This is a genomic window from Ralstonia sp. AU12-08 (assembly GCF_000442475.1).
In the GTDB taxonomy this organism is placed as follows: domain Bacteria; phylum Pseudomonadota; class Gammaproteobacteria; order Burkholderiales; family Burkholderiaceae; genus Ralstonia; species Ralstonia insidiosa.
Map to the genome: position 1 here is coordinate 256060 of NZ_ASZV01000046.1, position 22916 is coordinate 278975.

At 64.5% G+C, this 22916-nt stretch carries 19 protein-coding genes and 1 riboswitch; of the genes, 8 read left to right on the forward strand and 11 right to left on the reverse strand.

The window, feature by feature from the left end:
• Nucleotides 1-68: 68 nt before the first annotated feature.
• A complete protein-coding gene (locus C404_RS51505; protein WP_021196654.1) occupies nt 69-2273 on the forward strand; it encodes a TonB-dependent receptor in 2205 nt (734 codons plus the stop codon).
• Between the two features lie 39 nt (nt 2274-2312).
• Here the strand turns inward: C404_RS51505 and C404_RS51510 are convergent, their stop codons facing one another.
• Both C404_RS51510 and C404_RS51515 read right to left on the reverse strand, forming a co-directional pair.
• The gene (locus C404_RS51510) at nt 2313-2957 is read right to left on the reverse strand and encodes a hypothetical protein (RefSeq protein WP_021196655.1); all 645 of its coding nucleotides are present in this window, start codon (nt 2955-2957) and stop codon (nt 2313-2315) included.
• Between the two features lie 213 nt (nt 2958-3170).
• Entirely contained in the window at nt 3171-3539 is a 369-nt protein-coding gene (locus C404_RS51515) for a hypothetical protein (protein WP_021196656.1), read from the reverse strand.
• Between the two features lie 194 nt (nt 3540-3733).
• Between C404_RS51515 and C404_RS51520 the strand changes: the two genes are divergently transcribed.
• Nucleotides 3734-5206: an aminotransferase-like domain-containing protein gene (locus C404_RS51520; protein ID WP_021196657.1), complete on the forward strand. Its 1473-nt coding sequence runs from the start codon at nt 3734-3736 to the stop codon at nt 5204-5206.
• 11 nt (nt 5207-5217) lie between these two features.
• On the opposite strand, the gene C404_RS51525 is transcribed toward C404_RS51520, so the two are convergent.
• The 6 genes from C404_RS51525 to C404_RS51550 all read right to left on the reverse strand — a co-directional run bounded on the left by C404_RS51525 (nt 5218) and on the right by C404_RS51550 (nt 11227).
• Nucleotides 5218-5859 (reverse strand): PqiC family protein, encoded by a 642-nt coding sequence (locus C404_RS51525; RefSeq protein ID WP_021196658.1) that lies wholly within the window; start codon nt 5857-5859, stop codon nt 5218-5220.
• On the reverse strand, nt 5856-7499 hold the full coding sequence (locus tag C404_RS51530; protein WP_031329894.1) for a PqiB family protein: 1644 nt from the start codon (nt 7497-7499) through the stop codon (nt 5856-5858). The genes C404_RS51525 and C404_RS51530 overlap by 4 nt, the downstream gene beginning before the upstream one ends.
• Complete coding sequence (locus tag C404_RS51535) at nt 7496-8215, reverse strand: paraquat-inducible protein A (RefSeq protein WP_031329895.1); 720 nt, start codon at nt 8213-8215, stop codon at nt 7496-7498. Before C404_RS51535 ends, C404_RS51530 begins: the two co-directional genes overlap by 4 nt.
• Complete coding sequence (locus C404_RS51540; RefSeq protein WP_031329896.1) at nt 8212-9036, reverse strand: paraquat-inducible protein A; 825 nt, start codon at nt 9034-9036, stop codon at nt 8212-8214. The genes C404_RS51535 and C404_RS51540 overlap by 4 nt, the downstream gene beginning before the upstream one ends.
• 193 nt (nt 9037-9229) lie before the next feature.
• Complete coding sequence (gene fghA, locus C404_RS51545) at nt 9230-10102, reverse strand: S-formylglutathione hydrolase (RefSeq protein ID WP_021196662.1); 873 nt, start codon at nt 10100-10102, stop codon at nt 9230-9232.
• 18 nt (nt 10103-10120) lie between these two features.
• Nucleotides 10121-11227, reverse strand: coding sequence for an S-(hydroxymethyl)glutathione dehydrogenase/class III alcohol dehydrogenase (locus tag C404_RS51550; protein ID WP_021196663.1), 1107 nt, complete (start codon nt 11225-11227; stop codon nt 10121-10123).
• Nucleotides 11228-11459: 232 nt separating this feature from the next.
• Here C404_RS51550 and C404_RS51555 point away from each other — a divergent pair, with 232 nt between their 5' ends.
• Complete coding sequence (locus C404_RS51555) at nt 11460-13262, forward strand: methyl-accepting chemotaxis protein (RefSeq protein WP_031329897.1); 1803 nt, start codon at nt 11460-11462, stop codon at nt 13260-13262.
• A gap of 7 nt (nt 13263-13269) precedes the next feature.
• On the opposite strand, the gene C404_RS51560 is transcribed toward C404_RS51555, so the two are convergent.
• Nucleotides 13270-13938: a glutathione S-transferase family protein gene (locus C404_RS51560; RefSeq protein WP_021196665.1), complete on the reverse strand. Its 669-nt coding sequence runs from the start codon at nt 13936-13938 to the stop codon at nt 13270-13272.
• A gap of 120 nt (nt 13939-14058) precedes the next feature.
• On the opposite strand from C404_RS51560, the gene C404_RS51565 reads away from it, so the two are divergent.
• On the forward strand, nt 14059-14871 hold the full coding sequence (locus C404_RS51565) for a DUF6597 domain-containing transcriptional factor (protein ID WP_031329898.1): 813 nt from the start codon (nt 14059-14061) through the stop codon (nt 14869-14871).
• 13 nt (nt 14872-14884) lie between these two features.
• Here C404_RS51565 and C404_RS51570 read toward each other — a convergent pair whose 3' ends face one another.
• Both C404_RS51570 and C404_RS51575 read right to left on the reverse strand, forming a co-directional pair.
• Entirely contained in the window at nt 14885-16642 is a 1758-nt protein-coding gene (locus tag C404_RS51570; RefSeq protein ID WP_031329900.1) for a GGDEF domain-containing protein, read from the reverse strand.
• Between the two features lie 462 nt (nt 16643-17104).
• Nucleotides 17105-18211, reverse strand: coding sequence for an MBL fold metallo-hydrolase (locus C404_RS51575; protein ID WP_080981204.1), 1107 nt, complete (start codon nt 18209-18211; stop codon nt 17105-17107).
• A 196-nt stretch (nt 18212-18407) separates the two neighbouring features.
• On the opposite strand from C404_RS51575, the gene C404_RS51580 reads away from it, so the two are divergent.
• The 4 genes from C404_RS51580 to C404_RS51595 all read left to right on the forward strand — a co-directional run bounded on the left by C404_RS51580 (nt 18408) and on the right by C404_RS51595 (nt 22911).
• A complete protein-coding gene (locus tag C404_RS51580) occupies nt 18408-18920 on the forward strand; it encodes a TetR/AcrR family transcriptional regulator (RefSeq protein WP_235180666.1) in 513 nt (170 codons plus the stop codon).
• Nucleotides 18921-19058: 138 nt separating this feature from the next.
• The gene (locus C404_RS51585) at nt 19059-20111 is read left to right on the forward strand and encodes an AI-2E family transporter (protein WP_021196670.1); all 1053 of its coding nucleotides are present in this window, start codon (nt 19059-19061) and stop codon (nt 20109-20111) included.
• A 66-nt stretch (nt 20112-20177) separates the two neighbouring features.
• Nucleotides 20178-20248: riboswitch (Fluoride riboswitch) on the forward strand.
• A gap of 76 nt (nt 20249-20324) precedes the next feature.
• The gene (locus tag C404_RS51590; protein ID WP_021196671.1) at nt 20325-21635 is read left to right on the forward strand and encodes a voltage-gated chloride channel family protein; all 1311 of its coding nucleotides are present in this window, start codon (nt 20325-20327) and stop codon (nt 21633-21635) included.
• Nucleotides 21636-22140: 505 nt separating this feature from the next.
• Complete coding sequence (locus C404_RS51595; RefSeq protein ID WP_021196672.1) at nt 22141-22911, forward strand: alpha/beta hydrolase; 771 nt, start codon at nt 22141-22143, stop codon at nt 22909-22911.
• The last annotated feature ends 5 nt before the right edge of the window (nt 22912-22916 follow it).

A 22916-nucleotide genomic window follows, 5' to 3' on the forward strand; every position in this document is an offset into this window, starting at 1 on the left:
GCCTGTCGGCTCGCGTCTTGATGCACGAGCCGCCGTTTGACGCATTTGTTCGATTCAAAGGTCTTTCCATGATTCCGTTCCAGCCTGCCAAGCTGGTGGTGGCGCTTGCTGCCGTGCTGCCATCCTTCGCCTCCGTCTCCGCTCTGGCGCAAGAAGCCACGACAAAAACGGCTCCGGCCGAGAGCCCCACCACCAACGTCGCGCCTGCCACGTCAGCGGCACCTGCCACCAACGTGCGCGATCTCAGCGAAACCCGCGTCACCGCCAAGCGCCTGGATGCGGCACGCAATGCGCTGTCGCCGGACACCGGCAGCTCGGTCTACAAGTTTGATACCGACGACATCGCCCGCCTGCCGCTGGGGGACGCTACGCCGCTGAACCAGGTGCTGCTGCAAGCGCCGGGCGTGGTGCAGGATTCCTACGGCCAACTGCATGTGCGTGGGGACCACTCCAACCTGCAATACCGCATCAACGGTGTGATTGTTCCCGAGCCGATCAGCGGCTTCGGGCAGATGCTGGATACGCGCTTCGCCAACCAGATCAATGTGCTGACCGGCGCGCTGCCGGCACAGTATGGCTATCGCACGGCCGGCATTGTGGACATCACCACCAAGGGCGCTTCCACCGATGAGAACGGCGAGCCCAAGGCCTTCGGCGGCGAGATCGGCACGGTGCTCGGCAGCAACGCCACGCACGAGGTCAACGCGCAGATCCAGGGCACGAAAGACCGCTTCAGCTATTACTTGAGCGGCGTGTTTGCCGAGAACAACCTCGGCATCGAGAACCCCACGGGCAACCGCAACGCCACGCACGACCACACCACGCAGAACAAGTCGTTCGGCATGCTCTCGTACCTGCTCGACAACGACAGCCGCGTGAGCTTCATGTTCGGCTCGTCCAACGGACGCTTCCAGATTCCGACGCGCCCCGGGCTGACGCCGCAGTTCACGCTCGACGGTGCGGTAGCGCCGGCATCGGAGGCGCTCAACGCCAATCAGCGCGAGAAGACCGATTTCCAGATCCTGACGTATCAGCAGAAGGTGTCGCCCAAGCTGGACTATCAGGTGTCGGTGTTCCGCCGCTCCAGCCGGATCGACTACACCCCGGATCCGATCGGAGATCTCGTCTATAACGGCGTAGCGGCCGACCTCACGCGCCGCAATGAAGCCTACGGCCTGCAGGGCGACGCCAGCTACAAGCTCAATGACAAGCACACGCTGCGTGCCGGCGTGTTCGTGCAGCGCGAGCGCTTCGGAACGGACAACACTTCCCGCGTGTTCCCTGCGGACGACACCGGCGCACAGACCAGCGGCACGCCGCTCACCATCGTCGACAACCACAGCGGCACCGGCACGACGATGGGCGTCTACCTGCAGGACGAGTGGAAGCCGACCGACAAGCTCACCGTCAACTACGGTGCGCGCTATGACCACGTCAACACCATCGTCAGCGAGCAGCAGTTGAGCCCGCGCCTGGGCCTGACCTATGACCTGACGCCGCGCACCCGCGTGCATGCCGGTTACGCGCGCTACTTCACGCCGCCGCCGACTGAGAAGTTTGATAGCACCTCGGTGGCGAGCTTCCTCGGCACAACCAATGCGCTGCCGTCGGATGCCAACACGGCGGTCAAGTCGGAGCGTTCGAACTACTTTGACCTGGGGGTCTCGCACCAGCTGACGCCGCACCTCACGGTGGGCCTGGATGCGTACTACCGCGACGTGCGCCACCTGCAGGATGAAGGCCAGTTCGGCAATGCGTTGCTGTATTCGGCGTTCAACTACGAGCGTGGCCGCATCTACGGTCTGGAAGGCAGCGCCAACTATCGCAACGGCAACCTGGGTGCGTATGTGAACGTGGCGGTATCGCGCGCGCAGGGTAAGGGCATCGAGACGGGGCAGTTCAACTTTGGTGCGGATGAGCTGGCCTACATCAACAGCCACTGGGTCAACCTGGACCACGACCAGCGCCTGACCGCGTCGGCCGGTGTGTCATACCTGTATTCGAGCACAACCTACACCAGCGATGTACTGTTCGGTACGGGCCTGCGCAGCGGCTTTGCCAACACCAACCACCTGCCGGCCTACTGGCAGATGAATATCGGTGCCGCGCGCGACTTTAACCTGCCGATGCTCGGCAAGTTCAAGACGCGCCTGACCGTGCTGAACATCTTCGACCGCAGCTATCAGTTGCGCGACGGCACGGGCATCGGCGTGGGCGCGCCGCAGTTTGCGCCGCGCCGCACGTTCCTGCTGTCCGTCAGCAAGCCGTTCTAAGCAAAAAGGGCCGGGCATCAGCGTCGGCCCTTTCTTTCATCACATCGGCGGGACCATTCCGTCCTTGCCGACCAGCACGCGCTGCGCAGTCAATGCGCCTTGCGCATCAGCACGCACGAACAGCACCACGTGCGCACCGGCGGTCAGTGCATCACGCTGCCCTGGTTCGAAGGTGACGATCGGCACCTCGGGCGGCACCACGATGCGCTGCTCCCCATCCTTGTACTTGACTGACAACGTGCGGCCCTGCGTGCCCGACACGCTCGTGACGGCGCCGGCCTGTTCGACCGTGCCGTTGGTCATGGTGCTGTTCGGGCCCAGGTCATATGGGCGATGGCCATCACCCGTGCCGCGCATGGCTTCGGGAAACACGTGCACTTCCAGCGCACGCAAGGTGCCGTCGGGTTGCTTCACGGCGGCCGTGCCGATATAGCTGCCGGCCTTGATGGCAGACGGCTCGATCGGGGCGACTTCCGTGACCGTCACTTCAGCAGGCAGGGTGACGGTGGCTGTGTTCCCCGCCTTGTCGGTCACATCGATGGTGTTGCCGTGCGTGGCGACGATGGTCGCGCGCACACGGGTGGGCGGTGCGCTGTCGGCGGCGAAGGCGGTTTGCGTGAAGAGCGAGGTGGCGGCGATGGCCAGTGCGGCGAAGGTGCCGGCTGCGGGAGACAGGCGTGGCATGGCGGTTTCCAGTGGAGGAGCCCTAAGCGTGGGCGGGGATGGACGCGAGTCCGAGCGCCAGTGTAGGGCGCAGCCGGCGCATGCGCTGGCGGCACTTGATTACAAATGGTTAGCCGGTTAGCCGCGCCGCTGCCCCGGGACACCCTTGCCTTTGCGCGGGATGACCATGTCGATCGCGTCAAACCGAATCCCCCGTTTTGCCCAGCGCGAGCGCTAGGCGCGTCCGCGCCGGGTTTGCTGCCGCACGCCGAGATGCGCGAGCCAGCGGCGCAGCGTTGTCAGCAGCGACCACCTGTACGTTGGTCCGGCGGGCACGAGCACGCGCAGTTGTGCGCCGCCCGGCCGGTCTGCATACAGGCCCCACCAGCCGGAAGTCTCCAGCGCATACGCGTGGCCCTCCGTAAAGGTCTGGCGGATCCGGTACGCCTCGCCGGCCAACCGGCGCGGCGGGTATTCCAACGTGATGCTGCCCGCCAGGACCACTACGATGGTGCCGGCGGGCAACCATTCGAGGCGGGATTCACCGCGTAGTAAGGCAGGCCATTCGGTGTGGAGCGAGGTGTCGGGGGTGCTGGCAGTCATGTCGATCTCCGGTACATGACTGCAGACTAAGCATGCGCCCCGGGCCGTAACAGACACAGAAAGCGCTGCTTGCACCACAACAGCGCCTGCATTGTGCCCATCTGTTACGGTACAGTTTTGCGTTGTCTGTATCTGTTGCGGTGACGTCCCTGCCTGCATGATCTGCGGGAGACTCTCACCGTCGCCCGCCTGTCATGACCGTCACCGAGTTGACCCTCCCGCCCACGCAGCCTGCGCAGCCACTCTATCGGATGCTGGCTGATCATTACCTCGGTGCGATTCGCAGCGGGGTGCTGATGCCGGGCGAGCGTATGCCGTCGGTGCGCGCGCTCATGCGCACGCATGGGGTGAGTCTGTCGACCGCGTTGCAGGTGTGCCGGCATCTTGAGGCCGATGGCTGGCTGGAGGCGCGCGAGCGCTCGGGTTACTTCGTGCGGCAGCCGCGCCGCGCCTTGCTTGCGCCGGTGAAGGAGCCGGAATTGGCTACGCCGGACCCCGCTGCTTACGTGGGGGTGCATGCGCGGGTGTCGGCTATCGTGGCGCGCGGCCAGCAGGCCAATGTGCGTGTCGATCTGTCAGGCGCGAGTGGGGCACCGGCGCTGTACCCGGCGGCCGCGCTCAACCGGATCACCACGCAGGTGCTGCGCCGGCATCCGTTCATGCTCACGCAGGCCGTCATGCCCAATGGGCATCCCGAATTCCAGATCGCCGTGGCGCGCCGCGCGCTCGATATGGGGATGCAGATTGCGCCGGACGACGTGGTTGTCACGCATGGGTGCATCGAAGCGGTGAACCTCGCGTTGCGCGCGGTGGCGCAGCCAGGCGACACGGTGGCGGTGGAATCGCCCACGTACTACGGCTTGCTGCAAGTGCTGGAGAGCCTGGGCATGCGCGCCGTGGAGATTCCCACCAGCCCGCGCACCGGCATGTCGCTGGAAGCGCTGGAGATGGCGGTGCAGGCCTACGACAACATCCGCGCGGTGGTGGTGGTGCCCAATTTGCAGAACCCGCTGGGCAGCATCATGCCCGACGCGGCCAAGCGCCGCATGGTGGCCTTCTGCGAGCAGCACAACATCGCCCTGATTGAAGACGACACCTACAGCCCGCTGGCCGACAGCAACACGCCGCTCAAGGCCATCAAGGCGTGGGACCGTACGGGCAACGTGATCTACTGCGCCTCACTGAGCAAGACGGTGGCACCCGGCCTGCGCCTGGGCTGGATGACGGCGGGACGTTGGCAGGGGCGCGTGCAGATGCTGAAGTTTGCGCAGTCGCGGCCGAACGATTCGTTGATACAGGTGGTGGCCGGACGCTTTATCGCCTCGGGGGCGTATGACCGCCATATCCGCACGCTGCGTCAGACCTTGCGCGAGCAGCGCGAGCGCATGGCGGAGTCGATTGCGGAGTGCTTCCCCGCCGGCACGCGGTTGTCGGTGCCGTCGGGCGGGTTGGCGATGTGGGTGGAGTTGCCGACCAACGTTTCGTCAGTGGCCTTGTTTGATGCGGCGCTCAAACACAGCATCCGCATTGCACCGGGGACGATGTTCTCGAACCTGAACCGCTTCGATCATTTCTTCCGCATCTGCTTCGGGCTGGCGCCTTCGGCCAACCTGGAGACCGCGTTGGCCACGCTGGGCGAGCTGACGCGGCAACTCACCGAAGCGTAAGCGAGGCGCAACTACCGGCACCAGGCCGGCATGGCTGCGTGCGACTCCAGACCCAGCACGCTCTGTGCGATCTGCTGCGACCACTGCTGCACCAACTGCTGGGTCGATGCCACCACGGCATCGACACCCGCGCTGGCCGGCACCGTCAACGTGTTCTGGCAGGTGAGGGCAGTGGCCGAGCCCTGCGCCTGCGTTGCCGCATCGCGCGTCACACGCCACGTCACCAGCGTCGTCACGTTCTGGCCGGGGCGCGCATCGTAGCTGCGCATGTCAGCGGCAATGCGATAGAGCGGCACGCCCGCAGGCACCACGCCACCGCCCACATCCACCGCCGATAGCGCGCCAGCCAGATTGGCCGACAGCGCATCGCGTAGTTCCGCGCCGAACGGCGCCGCCCAGCGTTGCTGCTCCAGCGCCTGCACTTCACTGTCAGACGTGCGCAGCACAATCTGTGGCTTGTCCAGACGGTCAGGCACGCGCACGCCAGACAGGCGGAAGGCGCGCTGGAAGCGTGCATCCGGCGCGGGGGCTTCGTTGCGCAGCGACAGCGTATGCAGCGTCGGCTCGGGCGAGGCGCACGCCGCCATCAATGCGGCAGCGGCAACAGCGCTGGCCAGTCGAAGGGAAGACGATAGCGTCGACGTTTGCATCATTGCGCATCCTTTGCCTTGCCCCGGATCAGCGCTTCGGGGTGGGTTTGCAGATAATCGGTCAGCACGCGCACCGAGGCGGCAGCCTTGGCAACCTGATCCAGCGAGTCGCGCGCGTTGCGTTGCAGCGGCGCATCTTCAGAGAAGGTCTGCCGTGCGGTTTCCAGTGTGCGGCGTGCCTCGGCCAGCGTTTCTTTCATCTGCGGAGCCAGATCGCTGTTGACCGTCTTGGCCAGTTGCTCGGTCTGCTTGAGCGTGGCGTCCAGCGTGCCCAGCGCGCGATGCATGTCCTGGCCGATCTGCTCGAACGGCACCTTGTTGAGCTTCTTGGCGATGCCGGCGAGCTGCGCTTCGATGTCGTCGGTCGGGTTGTCGGCGGTCGGGAAGACGTAGGCGCCATCGCGATCGCGCATGCCGAAGCGCGGCGGCGTCTTCTCGCGATCGCCCGGGTCGACAAAGTCGAGTTGCACAAATTGCTGGCCGGTCAGCAAGCTGGCGTTTTTCAACTGCGCGCGCATGCCGTTCTTGATAAGCACGTCGAACTGTGTGCGTACATCCTCGACCGCGTGTTGCGGGTTGTCGTCGCGAATGTCCATGCCAAAGCGCGTCGGGTACAGCGTGGCAGTGACGGGCAGCACGAACTCATGGTGCTTCTTGCTGTAGTGGATGCCGATCGATTTGATCTCGCCGACATTGATGCCCTTGAATTCCACCGGTGCGCCCACGGTCAGCCCGCGCAGGGAGCGATGGAAGTACATCACCACCGTTTGTGAAATGTGCTCCGGATCCTTGAGCGCCGTGGCTTCGTTGCGCACCAGCTGATACTCGGTGTTGGGCGTGGCCGGATCATGGTCTGCCTCTTCCGGCGTCTGGAAGGCAATGCCGCCCAGCGCGACGGTCAGCAAGGATTGCGTATCGAGCTTCAGGCCGTTGGCGTCGAGTTTGAGGTCGATCCCGCTGGCGTTCCAGAAACGTGTGCCACGTGTGACGAACTTGTCGAACGGCGCATTCACGAAGACATGCAGCGTCACGCCCTTGCCGTCGATATCGATGTCGTAGCTGGTGACCTGTCCGACACGCACGCGGCGGAAGTACACCGGCGAACCGATATCGAGCGAGCCGAGATCTGGCGCATGCAGCGTAAATTGCTTGCCGGGGGTGTCGGCGTAGATGGCGGGCGGCGTGTCCAGCCCCTTGAACGTGGATTTCTTGTCGTGGGAGCGCCCGCCGTCCACGCCGATATAAGCGCCTGAGAGCAGCGTGCCCAGCCCAGAGACGCTGCCGGCCGCAACACGTGGGCGTACGACCCAGAAGCGCGCGTCGGAGACAGCGAAGGCCTTGCCGTCGTGCGTGAGTTCGATCAGGGCAACGGCGCCGGAGCGATCGTCCGTCAGCCCGATGGACTTCACGACGCCAATGTCGACGCTCTTGTATTTCACGCGCGTCTTGCCCGCTTCGATGCCCTCGGCCGAACTGAACGTGACCGTGATCTGTGCACCGCGTGCCAGGATCACGCGCGCCATGAGCGTGCCGCCCACCACGAGTGCAACGATGGGCACCAGCCAGATCAGAGAGGGCAGCCAGCGCTTGCGTTTCATGCGGCGCGGCGGGGGGACGTTGTCTTTATCAATAGGGTCGGTCATGCATCGGTCTCTTCGGGATCGGGCTCGTCGACGGCATCCCAGATCAGGCGGGGGTCAAAACAGCGGGCGGCGAACATGGTCAGCACCACCACGGCGGCGAATGGCCCGACACCAGGGCCAGGCTTGATGACGGCCAGCGTGGACAGGTGCACCAGCCCTGCCAGCAGCGCCACCACGAATACGTCGAGCATCGACCAGCGGCCAACCGCTTCGACAATCACATACAGGCGCGTGCGAAAGCGGGGGTTCCAGCGCCAGCGCTGCTGCACCGACAGGCACAGCACCGCCAGGATGCCCAGCTTGGCCAGCGGCACAAAAAAGCTGGCGATGAACACGATGATGGCCAGGTGCCACGAGCCCGACGTCCACAGATAGACGATGCCGCTCATGATGGTGTCCTGCTGGGTGCCGACCAGCGTGTCGGTAATCATCACGGGCAGCATGTTGGCCGGCAGGTACATGGCCATGGCGGCGATCAACAGCGCCCAGCAGCGCATCAGGCTGTCGGGTTTGCGCGCGTGCATGGGCGACACGCAGCGTGGGCAGACCGGCGCGGCGGCGTGCTCGGGCGCGTCGTCGTGTGCGAGCGCGGCCCGGGCGGCGGTCTGTGCACCGGGCATGCGCGCGAGCAAGCCACAACGCTCGCACGTGGCGAGGCCGTGTGCCGCAGCCCGGATGGGACGGGCGGGTTGCGGGGAGGGAGCGGCGGTGCTCATGCGCGTCCTTCGCCGTCGGTTGCTTCACCGGGGCGGGCAGCTGCATCCATGCCGGTGGGCGCATCGACCTGCGTGCCTGGCTGGAGCGTCATGCCGATCTCGCGCCAGAACGGGCGCAGGTCGATCGACAACGCAATCGTCATGAACACTGTGAGCGCGCCGAATGCCCACAGGCCCGCATCGGCCTGCAGCGACACCATGTGCGCCACCTTGATGAGTGCCACCACCACGCCCAGCATGAAGATCTCGATCATGGCCCAGGGCCGGATCAACGCCGCCGCGCGCAGCGCCAGCGCCGCAGCCGGATGCTGCCGCCCGCGCAGTCGTGCAATCAGCAGCGGTGCCAGCACGGCCATGTACAACAGCGGGAACAGCAGCGTGGTCAGGCCTACCAGTACAGCTGCAAACACCATGTTGTAGTTGTACAGCGCTTCAACGGCGCCCCACAGCGTGGTGGTGTTGCGGTTGCCGCCGCCGTTGAGCTCGGCAATCGGGAAGCTGTTGGCGACGAAGTAGACGATCAGCCCCGTCACGATCAACGGTAGCAGTACAGAGAGCCGCTCGCTCTGATTGCGATACAGCTTGACGCCGCAGCGCGTGCAGCGCGCCTCTTCATCCAGCGCGATGACCTCGTGGCGGTGCAGCGTGTCGCAGTGCTCGCAGGCGATCCACGCGTCGGGGTCTCCCGGGAGCGGCTGTGCGACCGGGGCGGCAGGTGTGGCGGAGGCAGCGCCCGATGCGTCATCTGGCGCCAGCCCGGGCAGGGCCGCACGCCATGACTGCGGCAGCGGGAAGGGGAATTTCACGTCGAACAACTCCATCGTCTGGCCGGCGAGCAGGCCGTTATACAACGTATGCGCCACATGGTAAGCGCAGCCGTATGCCGGATCAGGTTGGGGCGATTATACATACAGGGTTGAATGTATAAGCCTCCCCTACCTTGGGTTCGCATTTTGACGGTGGAAGCGATGCAAGAATCCCGCCATCCACATTGTTTGAAGGTTGTCCTCCTGCCTAGTTGCGGGCATGCAACTGCGCGGCGTGGTGCAGCAGGTGGTCTTCGATGAAGGTTTCGATAAAGTAGTAGCCGTGGTCGTAGCCGGGGTGGCGGCGCAATTGCAGCGGTTGTCTGGCGGCGGCGCACGCGGCAGCAAAATCGTCGGGATAGAGCTGCTCGGCGAGGAATGTGTCGGCTTCGCCCTGATCGATGAGGATGCCGCCGGGGAACGGGCACTGCGCCTGCCGCATCAGCAACGTGGCGTCGTGCGCGGCCCACGCGGCGCGGTCGTCGCCGAGATAGCCCGTGAACGCTTTGATGCCCCACGGGCACACGGACGGATGCGCAATCGGCGCGAACGCCGAAACCGAGGCGAAGCGCTCCCGATGTCGTAACGCCAGCGTCAGCGCGCCGTGGCCGCCCATCGAGTGCCCGAAGATACCGATGCGCCCCGGGGCGACCGGAAAGGCCACCCGCGCGATGTGATGCAGCTCCTCGGCGATGTAGCTCTCCATGCGGTAGTGCTCGCGCCACGGCGCCTGCGTTGCATCCACATAGAAGCCGGCGCCGACGCCGAAATCCCAGCTGTCCGTTTCGCCGGGCACGTTGGCGCCGCGCGGGCTGGTATCGGGTGCGATCAGGATGAGGCTCTCGCGCGCCGCCACGCGTTGTGCACCGGTCTTGATGGCGAAGGTCTCGTCCGTGCAGGTCAGGCCCGCCAGGAAGAGCAGCGCGGGGCATTTCTCGCCGGCCAGCGCCTTCGGCGGCAGGTAGACCGAAAAGCGCATCGGCAGCCCGATCGCCGTCGAGGCATGCCGATAGAAACGCTGCACGCCGCCAAAACAGGCGTGCTCCGAGATCAGCTCAAGGGCGGGTACAGGGATGGTCATCGCGTGGCTCTCCAATCCTCAGTACAGCACGACGGACCGGATCGACTCACCGCGCTTCATCAGGTCGAAGCCCTCATTGATGCGCTCCAGCGGCAGCGTGTGCGTGATCAGGTCGTCGATGTTGAGCTTGCCTTCCATGTACCAGTCGACGATCTTCGGCACATCCGTGCGGCCGCGTGCGCCGCCAAAGGCCGAGCCCTTCCACTCGCGCCCGGTGACGAGCTGGAACGGGCGTGTGCTGATTTCCGCCCCGGCTTCCGCCACGCCGATGATGATCGACTGGCCCCAGCCCTTGTGCGTGCACTCCAGCGCCTGGCGCATGACCTGCGTGTTGCCGATGCATTCGAACGAGTAGTCCGCGCCGCCATCGGTGAGCTGGATGATGTGGTCGACCACGTTGCCGACGTCCTTCGGGTTGATGAAGTGCGTCATGCCGAATTTGCGTGCCATGGCTTCGCGCGCAGGATTCAGGTCTACGCCGATGATCTTGTCGGCGCCGACCATCTTGGCGCCCTGGATCACGTTCAGCCCGATGCCGCCCAGGCCGAACACGACCACGTTGGCACCCGCCTCTACCTTGGCCGTGTACACCACCGCGCCCACGCCCGTGGTGACGCCGCAGCCGATGTAGCAAACCTTGTCGAACGGCGCATCGGGGCGGATCTTCGCCAGCGCAATCTCCGGCACCACGATGTGGTTGGCAAACGTGGACGTGCCCATGTAGTGGAACAGTGGCTTGCCGTCGAGCGAGAAGCGCGACGTGCCATCGGGCATCAGACCCTTGCCTTGCGTGGCGCGGATGGCCTGGCACAGGTTGGTCTTGCGCGACAGGCAGAACTTGCACTGGCGGCATTCCGGCGTGTAGAGGGGGATCACGTGGTCACCGGCCTTGAGCGAAGTGACGCCAGCGCCTACCTCCAGCACCACCCCTGCACCCTCATGGCCCAGGATGGCCGGGAAGATGCCTTCCGGGTCTGCGCCCGAGAGCGTGTAGTAGTCGGTATGACAGATGCCGGTGGCCTTGATCTCGACCAGGACCTCGCCAGCGCGCGGGCCTTGCAGGTCGACGTCTTCCACAGTGAGCGGAGCACCGGCTTTCCAGGCGATGGCGGCTTTGGTTTTCATGTGGACTCCTTTTGGTAGATGAGGCGCCGTTTGGCTATCGGCTTGATACGAAACGGGCGATTGTAGTGCGTTGCCTGCCACGGCAATGTGTCGCGCGCGTAACTGGCATCAGACCAGGCTTCAGATTTCCTTACGACGGCCGTTTCTTGAGCGACGGCACGGCTGACAGGGCCATGTGCTGCTTGCCTTACATGGCGGAACCGCCGCCATGGGCTTCGTAGGAAACCATACCGTGCTTGCTTCCATTCGTACCCGCATTTTGCTGACCTGCGTTGCCATCGTGGTCGGCGCATTGACTTTCGCTGGTGGCCTTAACTACCTCGTTACCAGCTCGTACAACGAAGAATCGACCCGTCAGAGCCTGCAGGCCATTGTGCGTGGCAGTACCTCCACCATTGATGAGTGGGTTGCCACCAAGACGCAGATGGTGGCGTCCCTGCAAGATGTTGCACTTACGGCTGACCCGGTGCCCGTGTTCAAGGCTGTGCACCAGGCAGGCGGCTTCATCAACATCTATGTCGGCTATCCCGACAAGACGTACAAATTCTCCAACCCGGAAGGCATTCCGCCTACCTACGACCCGACCGCGCGCCCCTGGTACAAGCAGGCCGTGGACGCTGGCAAGCCGGTGGTGACGCCGCCGTACGTCAGCGCCAGCACGGGCCAGCTCGTGGTGACGTTTGCGGTGCCCATCCTGCAGGGCGGCGCCCTCAAGGGCGTGATCGGCGGTGACGTGGCGATGGACAGCGTGATCGCCAACGTCAAGGCCATTCATCCGACGCCGGCCAGCTACGGCTTCCTCGTCAACGCGGCCGGCAAGATCGTCGCCCATGCGAATGACAAGCTGACGCTCAAGCCGGCGACCGACCTGTCTGCCGGGCTGAGCGAAAGCGCGCTGGCGGCATTGGCACAGGCCGACAAGCTGACGGAAGTCAGCATCGAGGGCGCTCCCAAACTGCTGTGGCGCCAGAGCGTGAAGGGCACCGACTGGGGCCTGATCGTGGCGCTGGACAAGTCCGATTCCACGGCCGGCATGCGCTCGCTGGTGATGACCTCGATTGGCGCGCTGGTGGCGGTGGCCATCGTCGCCGCCCTGATCGTCGGCGCAATGACTGCGCGCGCGTTCCGCCGCCTGTCGTTGATTCGCGATGCGATGGACGACATCGGCTCGGGCAGTGGTGACCTCACCAAGCGCCTGCCGTCGGACGGCGAAGACGAAGTTGCGCAGATCGCCCGCTCGTTCAATGCGTTTGCCGACAAGCTCACGGCAGTGATGCAGCAGATTCGCCTGGGCAGTGACTCGGTGCGTTCCGCCGCGCAGGAGATTGCCGCCGGCAATGCCGACCTGTCGCAGCGCACGGAAGAGCAAGCCAGCTCGCTGGAAGAAACCGCATCGAGCATGGAAGAACTCACGTCGATCGTGAAGCAGAACGCCGACAACGCGCGTCAGGCGAGCCAACTCGCCGTGACGGCATCGGACGTCGCCACGCGCGGTGGCAACGTGGTCGGCCAGGTCGTGCAGACTATGGGCGGCATCAACGAGAGCAGCAAGAAGATTGCCGACATCATCGGCGTGATCGAAAGCATCGCGTTCCAGACCAACATCCTGGCGCTGAACGCTGCGGTGGAAGCCGCCCGCGCGGGTGAACAAGGTCGCGGCTTTGCCGTGGTGGCCAGCGAAGTGCGCAGCCTGGCGCAGCGCTCAGCCGGTGCGGCCAAGGAGATCAAGGCGTTGATCAGCGACTCGGTGGATCGTGTTTCCAACGGCACGGCGCTGGTCGATCAGGCCGGTGTAACGATGGCCGAGATTGTTGACGCGGTGAAGCGCGTGACGGACATCATGGGCGAGATTTCGTCCGCGTCGGAAGAGCAGAGCAGCGGCATCGAGCAGGTCAACCAGGCGGTCAACCAGATGGACCAGGTGACACAGCAGAATGCGGCGCTCGTCGAGCAAGCTGCCGCTGCGGCGGAATCGCTCGAGGAACAGGCCCACAACCTCAACGAGGCCGTGGGGCAGTTCCGTCTGTCGCACTGAGCCTGACTCAGGCTCCCGGGGCGGCTGCGCTGGCGGCCGCCTTGGCTGCGTCCTGTTGTTCCGCCAGCGCCAGATCGGCCGCTTGCGCACGTTGTATGGCCGGGCGTGCCATGACGCGGTCAATGTAGGCGCGTACCACGGGTGTTTCCGGCATCAGCTTGAACTTCGTGATCCAATCCAACGCGGCACCCCACAGCACGTCTGCCGCCGTGAAGCGTTCCCCCAGCAGGTAAGGACCCTTTGCGAGCTGCGCGTTGATCGTGCTGATCACGGTGTCAAAGTCGCCATACGGTGACATGGAGTAGTTGGCCGACGGACGGTTCATCGAGCGGTCCACCACGGCCGGCTCAAAGCACGCGCCATAGAACACCATCCAACGCAGGTATGCGCCGCGCAGCGGATCGCCCACTGCCGGTGACAGACCGGCTTCCGGATACAGCTCTGCCGCATACATGTAGACGGCGGCTTGCTCGGTCACCACCACATCACCGTGACGCAGCGTCGGCACTTTGCCCAGCGGGTTGATGGCAAGAAACTCGGGGGTGTGATGCTGGCCCGTGGTCAGGTCGAACGGGCGCAGTTCATAGTCGGCGCCCAGTTCCTCGAGCAGCATGCGCACGCCTCGCGAGCGGCTGCGCGGGGAGTGGTAGAGGATCAGGTGGCGGTCTTGCGACATCGTGGTCTCCGGTGTGTGCGTGGATCTGAGATTGCCACTGTAGGCTGACGATTCCGCACCGTCTTGGAAAAATCCGCTGTGGCGGTGCATCATCGCGGCATTGCTTCTGATGGCACTTCCATGACCGACCTGCATGACGTTGCAGACAGCCCCAAGGGCGTGGTCGATCCGCTGGCCTTTCGTCAGCGCGTTCGCTTGAACCGCTATCAGCCGAGTGCCGCGCTGGCCGGCGTGCTGGATCACCACTGGATTGTTGAATGGGACTTGCGCGGTCTGCCGCCATTTACGCAGCGGACACTGCCGTATCCGTGCGTAAACGTGGTGTTCGACCGGCGGCAGACGGGCATTTTTGGCGTGGTGTCGGGCGCCTTCGAGACCACGCTGGCAGAAGCTGGCCGCGTGATCGGCCTGCGCTTTCGGCCCGGCGCCTTCCGTGCGTTCTTCGGCAAGCCCGTGCACCTGCTGACCGACAAGGTGCTGCCGGTCTCCACGCTGCTCGATTGCGACGATGCGCAAGCCGAAGACATCGTGCTCAGCGCGCGGGATGACGTGGGCATGGTGTCCGCCGCAGAAACGCTGCTGCAGCGCGTGCTGCCGCCGCCCGACCCGGAGGTTGAGCGCATCCACGCCATCCTGCAGATGCTGCAGCAGAACGCAGGCTTGACCCAGGTGCGCGATCTTGCCGAACGCGCGGCCCTGAGTGAGCGCACGCTGCAGCAGGTGTTTTCTGAGTATGTTGGCGTGACGCCCAAGTGGGTGATCCGCCGTTACCGCCTGCATGAAGCGGCCGATCAGCTTGCCAACGGGGCGACTGTCGATCTGGCAGAACTTGCGCACGCGCTGGGTTATTTCGACCAGGCGCACTTCACGCGCGATTTCCGTCGTCTGGTCGGCAAGGCGCCGGCGGAGTACCGGCGCGCCAATCAACCCTGACGCGCCATACGTCTTACTCGGCCGCCGCCGACAGGTCGTGTACAGGCGACGGCGGATCGGTCATCACACGGTTGCGCCCGGCCAGCTTGGCCTCGTACAGCAGGCGGTCAGCGCGCTTGAGCAGCGATTCGAGCGAAGGGTGGTCCACCGCCTGCGCCACGGCCACGCCAAAGCTGGCCGTCATGCGGCAGGGTACGTCGGTGCCGGTTGGTACGGTCACCTCGGCAATGCGCTTGCGTAGGCGCTCGGCCACGCTGCGTGCTTGCTCCGGGCTTTCCGCCCACACCATCACCGCGAATTCCTCGCCGCCAATGCGTGCCACCAGGTCGGCCGCACGGCCATCGGTGCGGCACAGGCGCGCGACGGTGCGCAGTGCCTCGTCACCGATTGCGTGGCCGTAGGTATCGTTGATGCGCTTGAAGTGGTCGACGTCAAACATCACCAGCGCGATGAGCGGTGCCTTGGGTGTGGGCGCCCTGCACATCGCAATCGACTGATCTTCAAAGGCGCGGCGGTTGAGCAGTTGGGTGAGCGGGTCGGTCTCGGCCATGCGCGCGAGTTCCTGCATCAGGTGCGCGCGCTCCAGTTCAAGCCGGCGCCGCTCGATGCTGTTGATGCGCAGCACGCGGATCGCCTCGAACATCGCGCGGATCTCGCGCCGCGTGAAGCTGGTCGGGATATGCAGGCTCAGGTTGCCGCTTGCGATGGCATCGATCAGGCGCGTGGCGTTGACGAACGGGCGCACCACGTCACGGCGGAACGAGACGATCATCCACGCCAGCGCCCCCAGCACCGACAGCACCGCCGCCGCCGAGCCCAGCAGCACCCAGAGCATGGCGCGCCGGTGCTCGCGAATATCGTCTTCGGCCAGGCGCAACACGTTGTCGCGAAAATCGGTGATGGCGCGCATGGTCGGCACATAGCGCTCGGCGAACTGGCCGGTGGTGATATCCGCGCCGCCGGGTTGGCTGGTGGCGGCGCGCACGGCTTCGACATAGCGCAAGCCATCGCCAAAGTACTGTGCATTCAGTGTGTCCATGGCGTGCTGGCCCAGCGCGGGTCCGCGCACGATGCGCGTTTCGATCATGGCGCGCAACTGGTCGATGCGGCCATGCGTGCGTGCAATGGCGAGCTGTTCATCCAGCGTGAGCTTGCGGCGCATGGCCAGCGCGCTGGTGAAGCGCGAACCGAGCTGGCCGGCATATTCGCGCAGGTCGGCGGCCAGCCGGGCCAGTGTCAGGCAGTTGAGCGCATCGGGGTCGCCGCGCGTGATGTTGGCCGTGCGCGCGTTGACGATCGGCATGAATTCGGGAATCACCCCGATCATGCGGTCCACCGCATCCGCCAGCGCGCCGTTGGTGCGCGACGGCAGGGGCAGGGCGACGAGGTTGTCGACGTTCCGGCGTGCGCTGGCCAGGTCAGCCTGCGCCTGGCGCACGGCATCGGCGTCGGCAATGCAGCCGGGGCAGCGATCGGGTTGCAGCGTGGCGAGTAGCGTGGCGAGGTGTTCATCGCTGGCGGCGCGCATGCGTTGCAGGGCGGCGGTACGTTCGGCCGGCAGCGGCAGGTCTTCGCCCAACACACCGTTGGTGGGGCCGCGCTCGGCCGAGACCCTCTCCATCGTCAACAGCACGGCGCGCAGCGCCTGGAAGCTGCGCGCGGCGTCATCTGCCCGGCCATAGGCAAGCCATGCATAGCCGAGCAGCCAGCATGACAGCGAGAGCACCGGGATGAGGACGATGGCGACACTGGCGCCGAAGCGCCTGTCCATCGACGTTTCTGAGGACATGAGCGGGAGCAGTGGCGTCGTGGCGGGCCTGGCGGACAAATCGGCGAAGGTGGCGGCGCAGCGGATGTGCGCGATGCTCATCCAGCCTAACGGCAGGACGGAGGGCATCTTTACGCCGCCATTGAACGCGCGTGCGGCCCCCAGACTGCAAACAAATGAAAAAGGATTCTTGCGGATCCTTTAGCGTGTGCGGCGGATTCCCGATGGCGTGCCTGGAGCGGAACGTTGGGGTCTTGGCGTCACAGACTTCTGCCGTGGCAGCAGTACTGGCGCTGTCGGTGAACCCGTTGCCCGTGATTTCGCGCGAGCAGGTTCGTGCGCGACTTGACCTACGACAACGGGAGGTCATGGGCGACCTGCCGACAGCGATCGCACATCATGGCGATGGTGCGGGAGCAAGTTCTGCCGATGATTGACCGGTGAACTTGTAGCGTGGCGGGCAGCTCAGGTTGCCGTGGAAGGCTCGGTAGCCAGCGGCGATGCTTCGGGCCGGGCGCGCCACCAAGCGGGCGTCGGACCCGGCTGCACCATGTCGAGCCGCGCACCGATGGTTGGCGTCAGCACCTCCACCGAGTGAGCACGCGCCGCCGCGGCAATGCGTTCGAACGGTTCCTGCCAGGCATGGAACGCCAGATCAAACGTGCCGTTGTGGATCGGCACGAGCCGGCGCCCGCGCAAATCCAGATGCGCCTGAACGGTCTGCTCCGGCAGCATGTGCACGTAGGCCCAGCGCGGGTCGTAGGCACCGGTTTCCATCAGGGTCAGGTCGAATGGCCCGAAGCGTTCGCCGATGGTCTTGAAGCCGGGGAAGTAGCCGGTGTCGCCGCTGAAGAAGAGCCGCAGGTCGTCATCGATCATGACCCACGACGCCCACAGCGTGCGGTTGCTGTCAAACGGTGTGCGGCCCGAAAAGTGTTGTGCGGGCGTGGCGGTGAATTGCAGGCCGCCTACCGTGGTCGATTCCCACCAGTTGAGTTGCCGTACCTTGTGGGCGGCGATGCCCCAATCGATCAGCCGATCGCCCACGCCCAATGGCGTGAGGAAGTGCTTCACCTTGGGCGCCAGCGTAAGGACGGTCGCGCGGTCCAGATGGTCGTAGTGGTCATGCGAGAGGATGACCGCCTCGATCTCCGGCAGGTCTGCCAGCGCGATGGGCGGCGCATGGAACCGCTTGGGACCAAGCCACTGTACCGGCGAGGCGCGCTCCGCAAACACCGGATCGGTCAGCCAGAAGACTCCACGCAATTTGAGCAGCACGGTCGAGTGGCCGAGGCGGAACAGCGAACGATCGGGCGCCGCCAGCAGTGCGTCACGCGTCAACGCCTGGGTTGGCACCGGCTGGTCCGGCACCGTACCTGCCGGCTTGTTGATAAAGGCCCACAGCAAGCGCAGCCCTGCCCAGAAACCGGTCTTGGGTCGGCGGGCTGCGTTGTGGAAAGCGCGATCCGTGCCGGAGACGGCCGGTGTACTCGGGGCGGCAGACGGTGAGGGCGAAGCGGACATGAGAGAGAACTCCAACAGCGAGGGGACTAGCGGATCAGGCAAGGGCATCGAGCCCCGGCTGATGCGTCCTCCGCTGGCATGATGCCTTGCGCCGCCGGATGGGAGGACATAACATGAGGCGGCCTCCGTTTAATATGCGGAGGCTTCCTCCGTTTGTCAAGTGAGACCCGATTCAGTGGCCGAGAAGATCACAAACCGAAAACCCCGAGCCGATGCCGAACGCAACCGCCAACGCCTGCTGGACGTGGCCAAGGTGGCGTTTGCGCAGAAGGGGGTTTCCGCCAGCCTTGAAGAGATTGCGCGCGAGGCGGGCCTGGGGATCGGCACGCTGTACCGGCACTTTCCGACGCGCGAGGCGCTGATCGACGAGATCTACCGGGATGAAGGCAATCGCCTCGTGGAGGCTGCGCAGCAGCTGTCCGCCGAGCGCGCGCCATTGGACGCCATTCAGGCCTGGCTGCTCCTGTTTATCGGCTATCTGGCCAACAAGCAGATTCATGCCGACGTGCTCAACTGCATGGCCGGCGGCGAGAGCGATGTATGCACCCTGTCTGCCGACGCGATCGTCGAGGCACTGAACTTGCTGATGCAGCGTGCAAGAGAGGCGGGCGAGATCCATCATCCGATCGAGCCGCTTGAACTGCTATGCGCAATCGCCGGTGTTGCAACGTTCGGCGTCGACACGGATTGGGAAGCCGGCGCGAAACGCCTGGTTGCGCTGATGGTCTCCGGATTGCGCAACCCGATGCCCGTGTAACCGCACCTTTGTTTGCGCTGGTGGTGGCGTGCGCAACCGCTATGACAACAGCACCGTCGCGGGCATACTCCGGTTCAACTCACGTGGCTCTGGCCTTGCCCGGGGCCTTCAGACTTCACCTGCACGCGAAGGCGCACCATGGATAGCGGAAACGACCGCCGGTATTTTTTCTACTTTCTGCTGTTTATCGTCACCATCGGGCTTTGCTGGATACTCTCGCCATTCTTTGGGGCGGTGTTCTGGGGGGGCATCCTGGCGATTCTGTTCCAGCCCGTGCAGCGCTGGCTGGTCGCCCGGTTTAACAAGCGACGCAATCTGGCCGCGCTTGTCACACTCACCCTCATCATCCTGATCGTGATCCTGCCGCTCTTGTTCGTGGCGATCACGCTCGTGCAGGAAGTGGCCTACGTCTATCAGGAAATCAAGAACGCGCAGCCCAATTATTCGCAGTACTTCCAGGACGCCATCCATGTACTGCCGACGTCGATCCAGCAGTTGCTTGCCAAGTACGGTCTGGCCAACTTGCCTGCGCTCCAGCGCAAGCTTAGCGACGGTGCCGCGCAGATCAGCCAGTTTGCCGCCACCCAGGCGCTCAGCATCGGTCAGAACACGTTCCAGTTCGTCGTCAGCTTTGGCGTGATGCTTTACATGGTGTTCTTCCTGCTGCGTGACGGTGCCGAGATCGGCCGTCGCGTGCGTCGCGCGCTGCCGCTCGATGAGGAGCACAAGAACCTGCTGCTGGCGAAGTTCACCACTGTCGTGCGTGCCACCGTGAAGGGCAACATTGCGGTGGCATTGGTGCAGGGCGCACTCGGCGGCTTCATCTTCTGGGTCGTGGGGATTGAGGGCGTCGTGCTGTGGGGCGCACTGATGGCATTTCTTTCCCTGCTGCCCGCGATTGGCGCGAGCATTGTTTGGGTGCCGGCCGCGCTGTACTTCCTGGCGACGGGCGAGCTGGGGAAATGCGCGATCCTCGTGGTGTTCTGCGTGGGCGTGATCGGGCTTGTCGACAACCTGCTGCGCCCGATCCTCGTCGGCAAGGACACGAAGATGCCCGACTGGGTCGTGCTGATCTCAACGCTGGGCGGGATGGCGCTGTTCGGCATCAACGGCTTTGTGATCGGGCCGCTCGTCGCCGCGCTGTTCATGGCGAGCTGGGACATCTTTGCGCGCTCCGGGCAGGCCGAGTGACACGGGCTGTGCCGTGATGGGCGTCACGCGCATGCCCACGGCGTTGCTGATTTCAGGCACAATTCGCGATCTTGTGGAGATGGCATTCCTCCCTTAACCGCCGGCAGCAACTGCCAGCTGATGATGCCTACAAGTTCCTGGACAGGGAAGTTGTAGGCACACGTCCATACGACATCCTGTCGTCCAGGTTTGCGTTCTTCAAATCTGGCCATCATGAAGACAAAGATCACACGTTCCGAGCCGCTGCTTATGCTGGCGTATCTGTTGCGCTGGCTCTCGCTGGGGTCGCTCGTTGGCATGCTTGCCGGGCTGGGCTCTGCGGTGCTGCTGCTGGCGCTGGACTGGGCGACCGATACGCGCATCGCGCACCCGTGGCTGCTTTGGTTGTTGCCCGTGGCCGGCCTTGCCGTCGGCTTGCTGTATCACTACACGGGCCGTTCGGTGGAGGGCGGCAACAACCTGCTGATCGACGAGATTCACGACCCAAAGCGCGTGGTGCCCAAGCGCATGGCGCCGCTGATCCTGCTCGGTACCGTTGTCACCCACCTCTTTGGTGGCTCGGCCGGGCGTGAGGGGACGGCAGTCCAGATGGGTGGCAGTTTTGCGGACTATCTGACGCGCTTGTTCAAGCTTGACCCTGGCGACCGTCGCATCTTGCTCATGTCCGGCATCAGTGCTGGGTTTGCTTCCGTGTTTGGCACGCCGCTGGCCGGTGCCGTGTTTGGCTTGGAGGTGCTCGCCATCGGGCGTTTGCGGTATGACGCGATCCTGCCGTGCTTGATTGCGGTCATCGTTGGTGATCTGGTGCCGCCACTGCTGGGGGTGCATCACACGCCGTATGCGATTCCGTTTGTTCCGCATCTCACGCCGGTCGCGATTGGCCTGGTGGTGCTTGCCGGCATCGTCTTCGGTTTGGCGGGCAAGACGTTTGCCGCGCTTACGCACAAGCTCGGCCGCTTGCTGAAGCACCACATTCCGTTCGGGCCGCTGCGCCCTGTGCTGGGCGGCTGCGTCGTCGTGGCGGGAGCAATGGCGTTGGGGACAGACAGGTACCTCGGGCTGGGCATTTCCGTCATCGTTGATGCATTCCACACGCCGCTGCCGGCATACGACTTTGCCGGCAAGGCTGCCTTCACCATCGTGACGCTGGCTTCCGGCTTCAAGGGTGGGGAGGTGACGCCGCTGTTCTACATCGGCGCGACGCTGGGCAATGCGCTTGGCTATGTGTTGCCGCTGCCATTCCCGCTGTTGGCGGGGCTGGGGTTTGTTGCGGTGTTTGCGGGCGCAGCCAATACGCCCATTGCATCGACCCTGATGGCGATGGAGCTCTTCGGCCCCGAGGTCGGCACGTTTGCCGGCATTGCCTGCGTGGTGAGTTACCTCTTCTCAGGCCACGCCGGTATCTATCACGCGCAGCGCATCGGCCATGCAAAGCGCCCGTCCGAGCCAGACGGGGCTGCTCTGTCTGCCGCGCAGGCGATCGGGCAGGCATCCGCAGACTCCACTGAACGCCCACAACGCTGATCTGCGGATCAGGCCGCGCACGGTCTCCCTCCGCAGTCGTTTTCGACGCGCTGCACCACGATGGCTCTGGCTGCATTGAGATGCGCGATGGTCATCGAGCGTGCGCTGGCTAACGAACTGCATCCCAAAGCGCATGCGCTGTGCTACCGGGCGAACGCTGTCAATTTCCAATTTCCCCTTCCGTTGCGAACCGGTCATCGAGTTTGCTGGTGCATAAGGCGTTGGCGCGATAGGCGCGACGTGGGGGGCTGAACAGGCTCGCCACCACTATCTGAAATTAAGATAGTCGATATCGGTGCTATGTATTTGCGTAATTTTGGTGGCATTCCTAGGATTCAGGTCACATCCGCTATGCGCACAGCTGTTCATAGGTAGAACAAGTGGTGCGCAAGACGGATATCCGGCGATGCGTTGATGCGCGGCTGTTCTTCCCTGATCCGCCGTTCGTTCTCCCGCTTCGCCTTCAGACGATGTGCCTTTTTCCACAGCCCCAAGGAGTGTCACCATGAAAGCCCTTTCATACGCCATCCGCGCCGCCGCAGTCGCCTTCTCAGCAGTGGCGTTTAGCGCGAACGCCGCGGCGGCCGCGCCCGTCAAGAACATCGTGCTGGTGCACGGCTACTTTGCCGATGGCTCGGGCTGGCAGGCCGTGGCCAAGATTCTCATGCGCGATGGCTACCAGGTCTCCGTCGTGCAGCAACCCGAGACGTCGTTCGATGAAGACGTGAAGGCCACCACCCGCGTGGTTGAGGCGCAGGACGGCCCCAGCATCCTGGTCGGCCATAGCTACGGTGGCGCCGTCATCACGGAGGCTGGCAACCACGAGAAGGTCGCAGGTCTGGTCTATGTGGCCGCGTTCCAGCCCGACACTGGCGAAAGCCCGCTCGACCTGACCAAGAAGATGCCGCCCGCCACCCAGGCCATCAAGCCGACCCCCGATGGCTTCCTGTACTTTGACCCGGCGGCCTTCCATGCAGACTTTGCCGCCGACGTGCCCGCCGCTGAAGCCAAGTTCATGGCGATCTCGCAGGTGACACCAGCTGCGCAGTCGTTTGGCGTGCCGATCAAGCAGGCAGCCTGGAGGACGAAGCCGAGCTGGGCCCTCGTGGCCACCGCAGACCGTGCGATCAATCCTGACCTGGAGCGCTTCATGACCTCACGTGCAGGCAGCAAGACGATCGAGATCAAGAACGCCAGCCACGTTGCCTACATCTCGCATCCGGCCGAAGTGGCGAAGCTTATTGAGCAGGCTGCAAAGCAATCCATCAAGAACTAACGAAA

What these genes read in the sequence shown, in the direction of transcription:
- C404_RS51525 (WP_021196658.1), bottom strand. Translation starts at nt 5,859, where the DNA reads ATGATGCAAACGTCGACGCTATCGTCTTCCCTTCGACTGGCCAGCGCT.
- C404_RS51550 (WP_021196663.1), bottom strand. Translation starts at nt 11,227, where the DNA reads ATGAAAACCAAAGCCGCCATCGCCTGGAAAGCCGGTGCTCCGCTCACT.
- fghA (WP_021196662.1), bottom strand. Translation starts at nt 10,102, where the DNA reads ATGACCATCCCTGTACCCGCCCTTGAGCTGATCTCGGAGCACGCCTGT.
- C404_RS51520 (WP_021196657.1), top strand. Translation starts at nt 3,734, where the DNA reads ATGACCGTCACCGAGTTGACCCTCCCGCCCACGCAGCCTGCGCAGCCA.
- C404_RS51595 (WP_021196672.1), top strand. Translation starts at nt 22,141, where the DNA reads ATGAAAGCCCTTTCATACGCCATCCGCGCCGCCGCAGTCGCCTTCTCA.
- C404_RS51570 (WP_031329900.1), bottom strand. Translation starts at nt 16,642, where the DNA reads ATGGACAGGCGCTTCGGCGCCAGTGTCGCCATCGTCCTCATCCCGGTG.
- C404_RS51585 (WP_021196670.1), top strand. Translation starts at nt 19,059, where the DNA reads ATGGATAGCGGAAACGACCGCCGGTATTTTTTCTACTTTCTGCTGTTT.
- C404_RS51575 (WP_080981204.1), bottom strand. Translation starts at nt 18,211, where the DNA reads ATGCCCTTGCCTGATCCGCTAGTCCCCTCGCTGTTGGAGTTCTCTCTC.
- C404_RS51505 (WP_021196654.1), top strand. Translation starts at nt 69, where the DNA reads ATGATTCCGTTCCAGCCTGCCAAGCTGGTGGTGGCGCTTGCTGCCGTG.
- C404_RS51510 (WP_021196655.1), bottom strand. Translation starts at nt 2,957, where the DNA reads ATGCCACGCCTGTCTCCCGCAGCCGGCACCTTCGCCGCACTGGCCATC.
- C404_RS51560 (WP_021196665.1), bottom strand. Translation starts at nt 13,938, where the DNA reads ATGTCGCAAGACCGCCACCTGATCCTCTACCACTCCCCGCGCAGCCGC.
- C404_RS51565 (WP_031329898.1), top strand. Translation starts at nt 14,059, where the DNA reads ATGACCGACCTGCATGACGTTGCAGACAGCCCCAAGGGCGTGGTCGAT.
- C404_RS51535 (WP_031329895.1), bottom strand. Translation starts at nt 8,215, where the DNA reads ATGAGCACCGCCGCTCCCTCCCCGCAACCCGCCCGTCCCATCCGGGCT.
- C404_RS51590 (WP_021196671.1), top strand. Translation starts at nt 20,325, where the DNA reads ATGAAGACAAAGATCACACGTTCCGAGCCGCTGCTTATGCTGGCGTAT.
- C404_RS51515 (WP_021196656.1), bottom strand. Translation starts at nt 3,539, where the DNA reads ATGACTGCCAGCACCCCCGACACCTCGCTCCACACCGAATGGCCTGCC.
- C404_RS51530 (WP_031329894.1), bottom strand. Translation starts at nt 7,499, where the DNA reads ATGACCGACCCTATTGATAAAGACAACGTCCCCCCGCCGCGCCGCATG.
- C404_RS51540 (WP_031329896.1), bottom strand. Translation starts at nt 9,036, where the DNA reads ATGGAGTTGTTCGACGTGAAATTCCCCTTCCCGCTGCCGCAGTCATGG.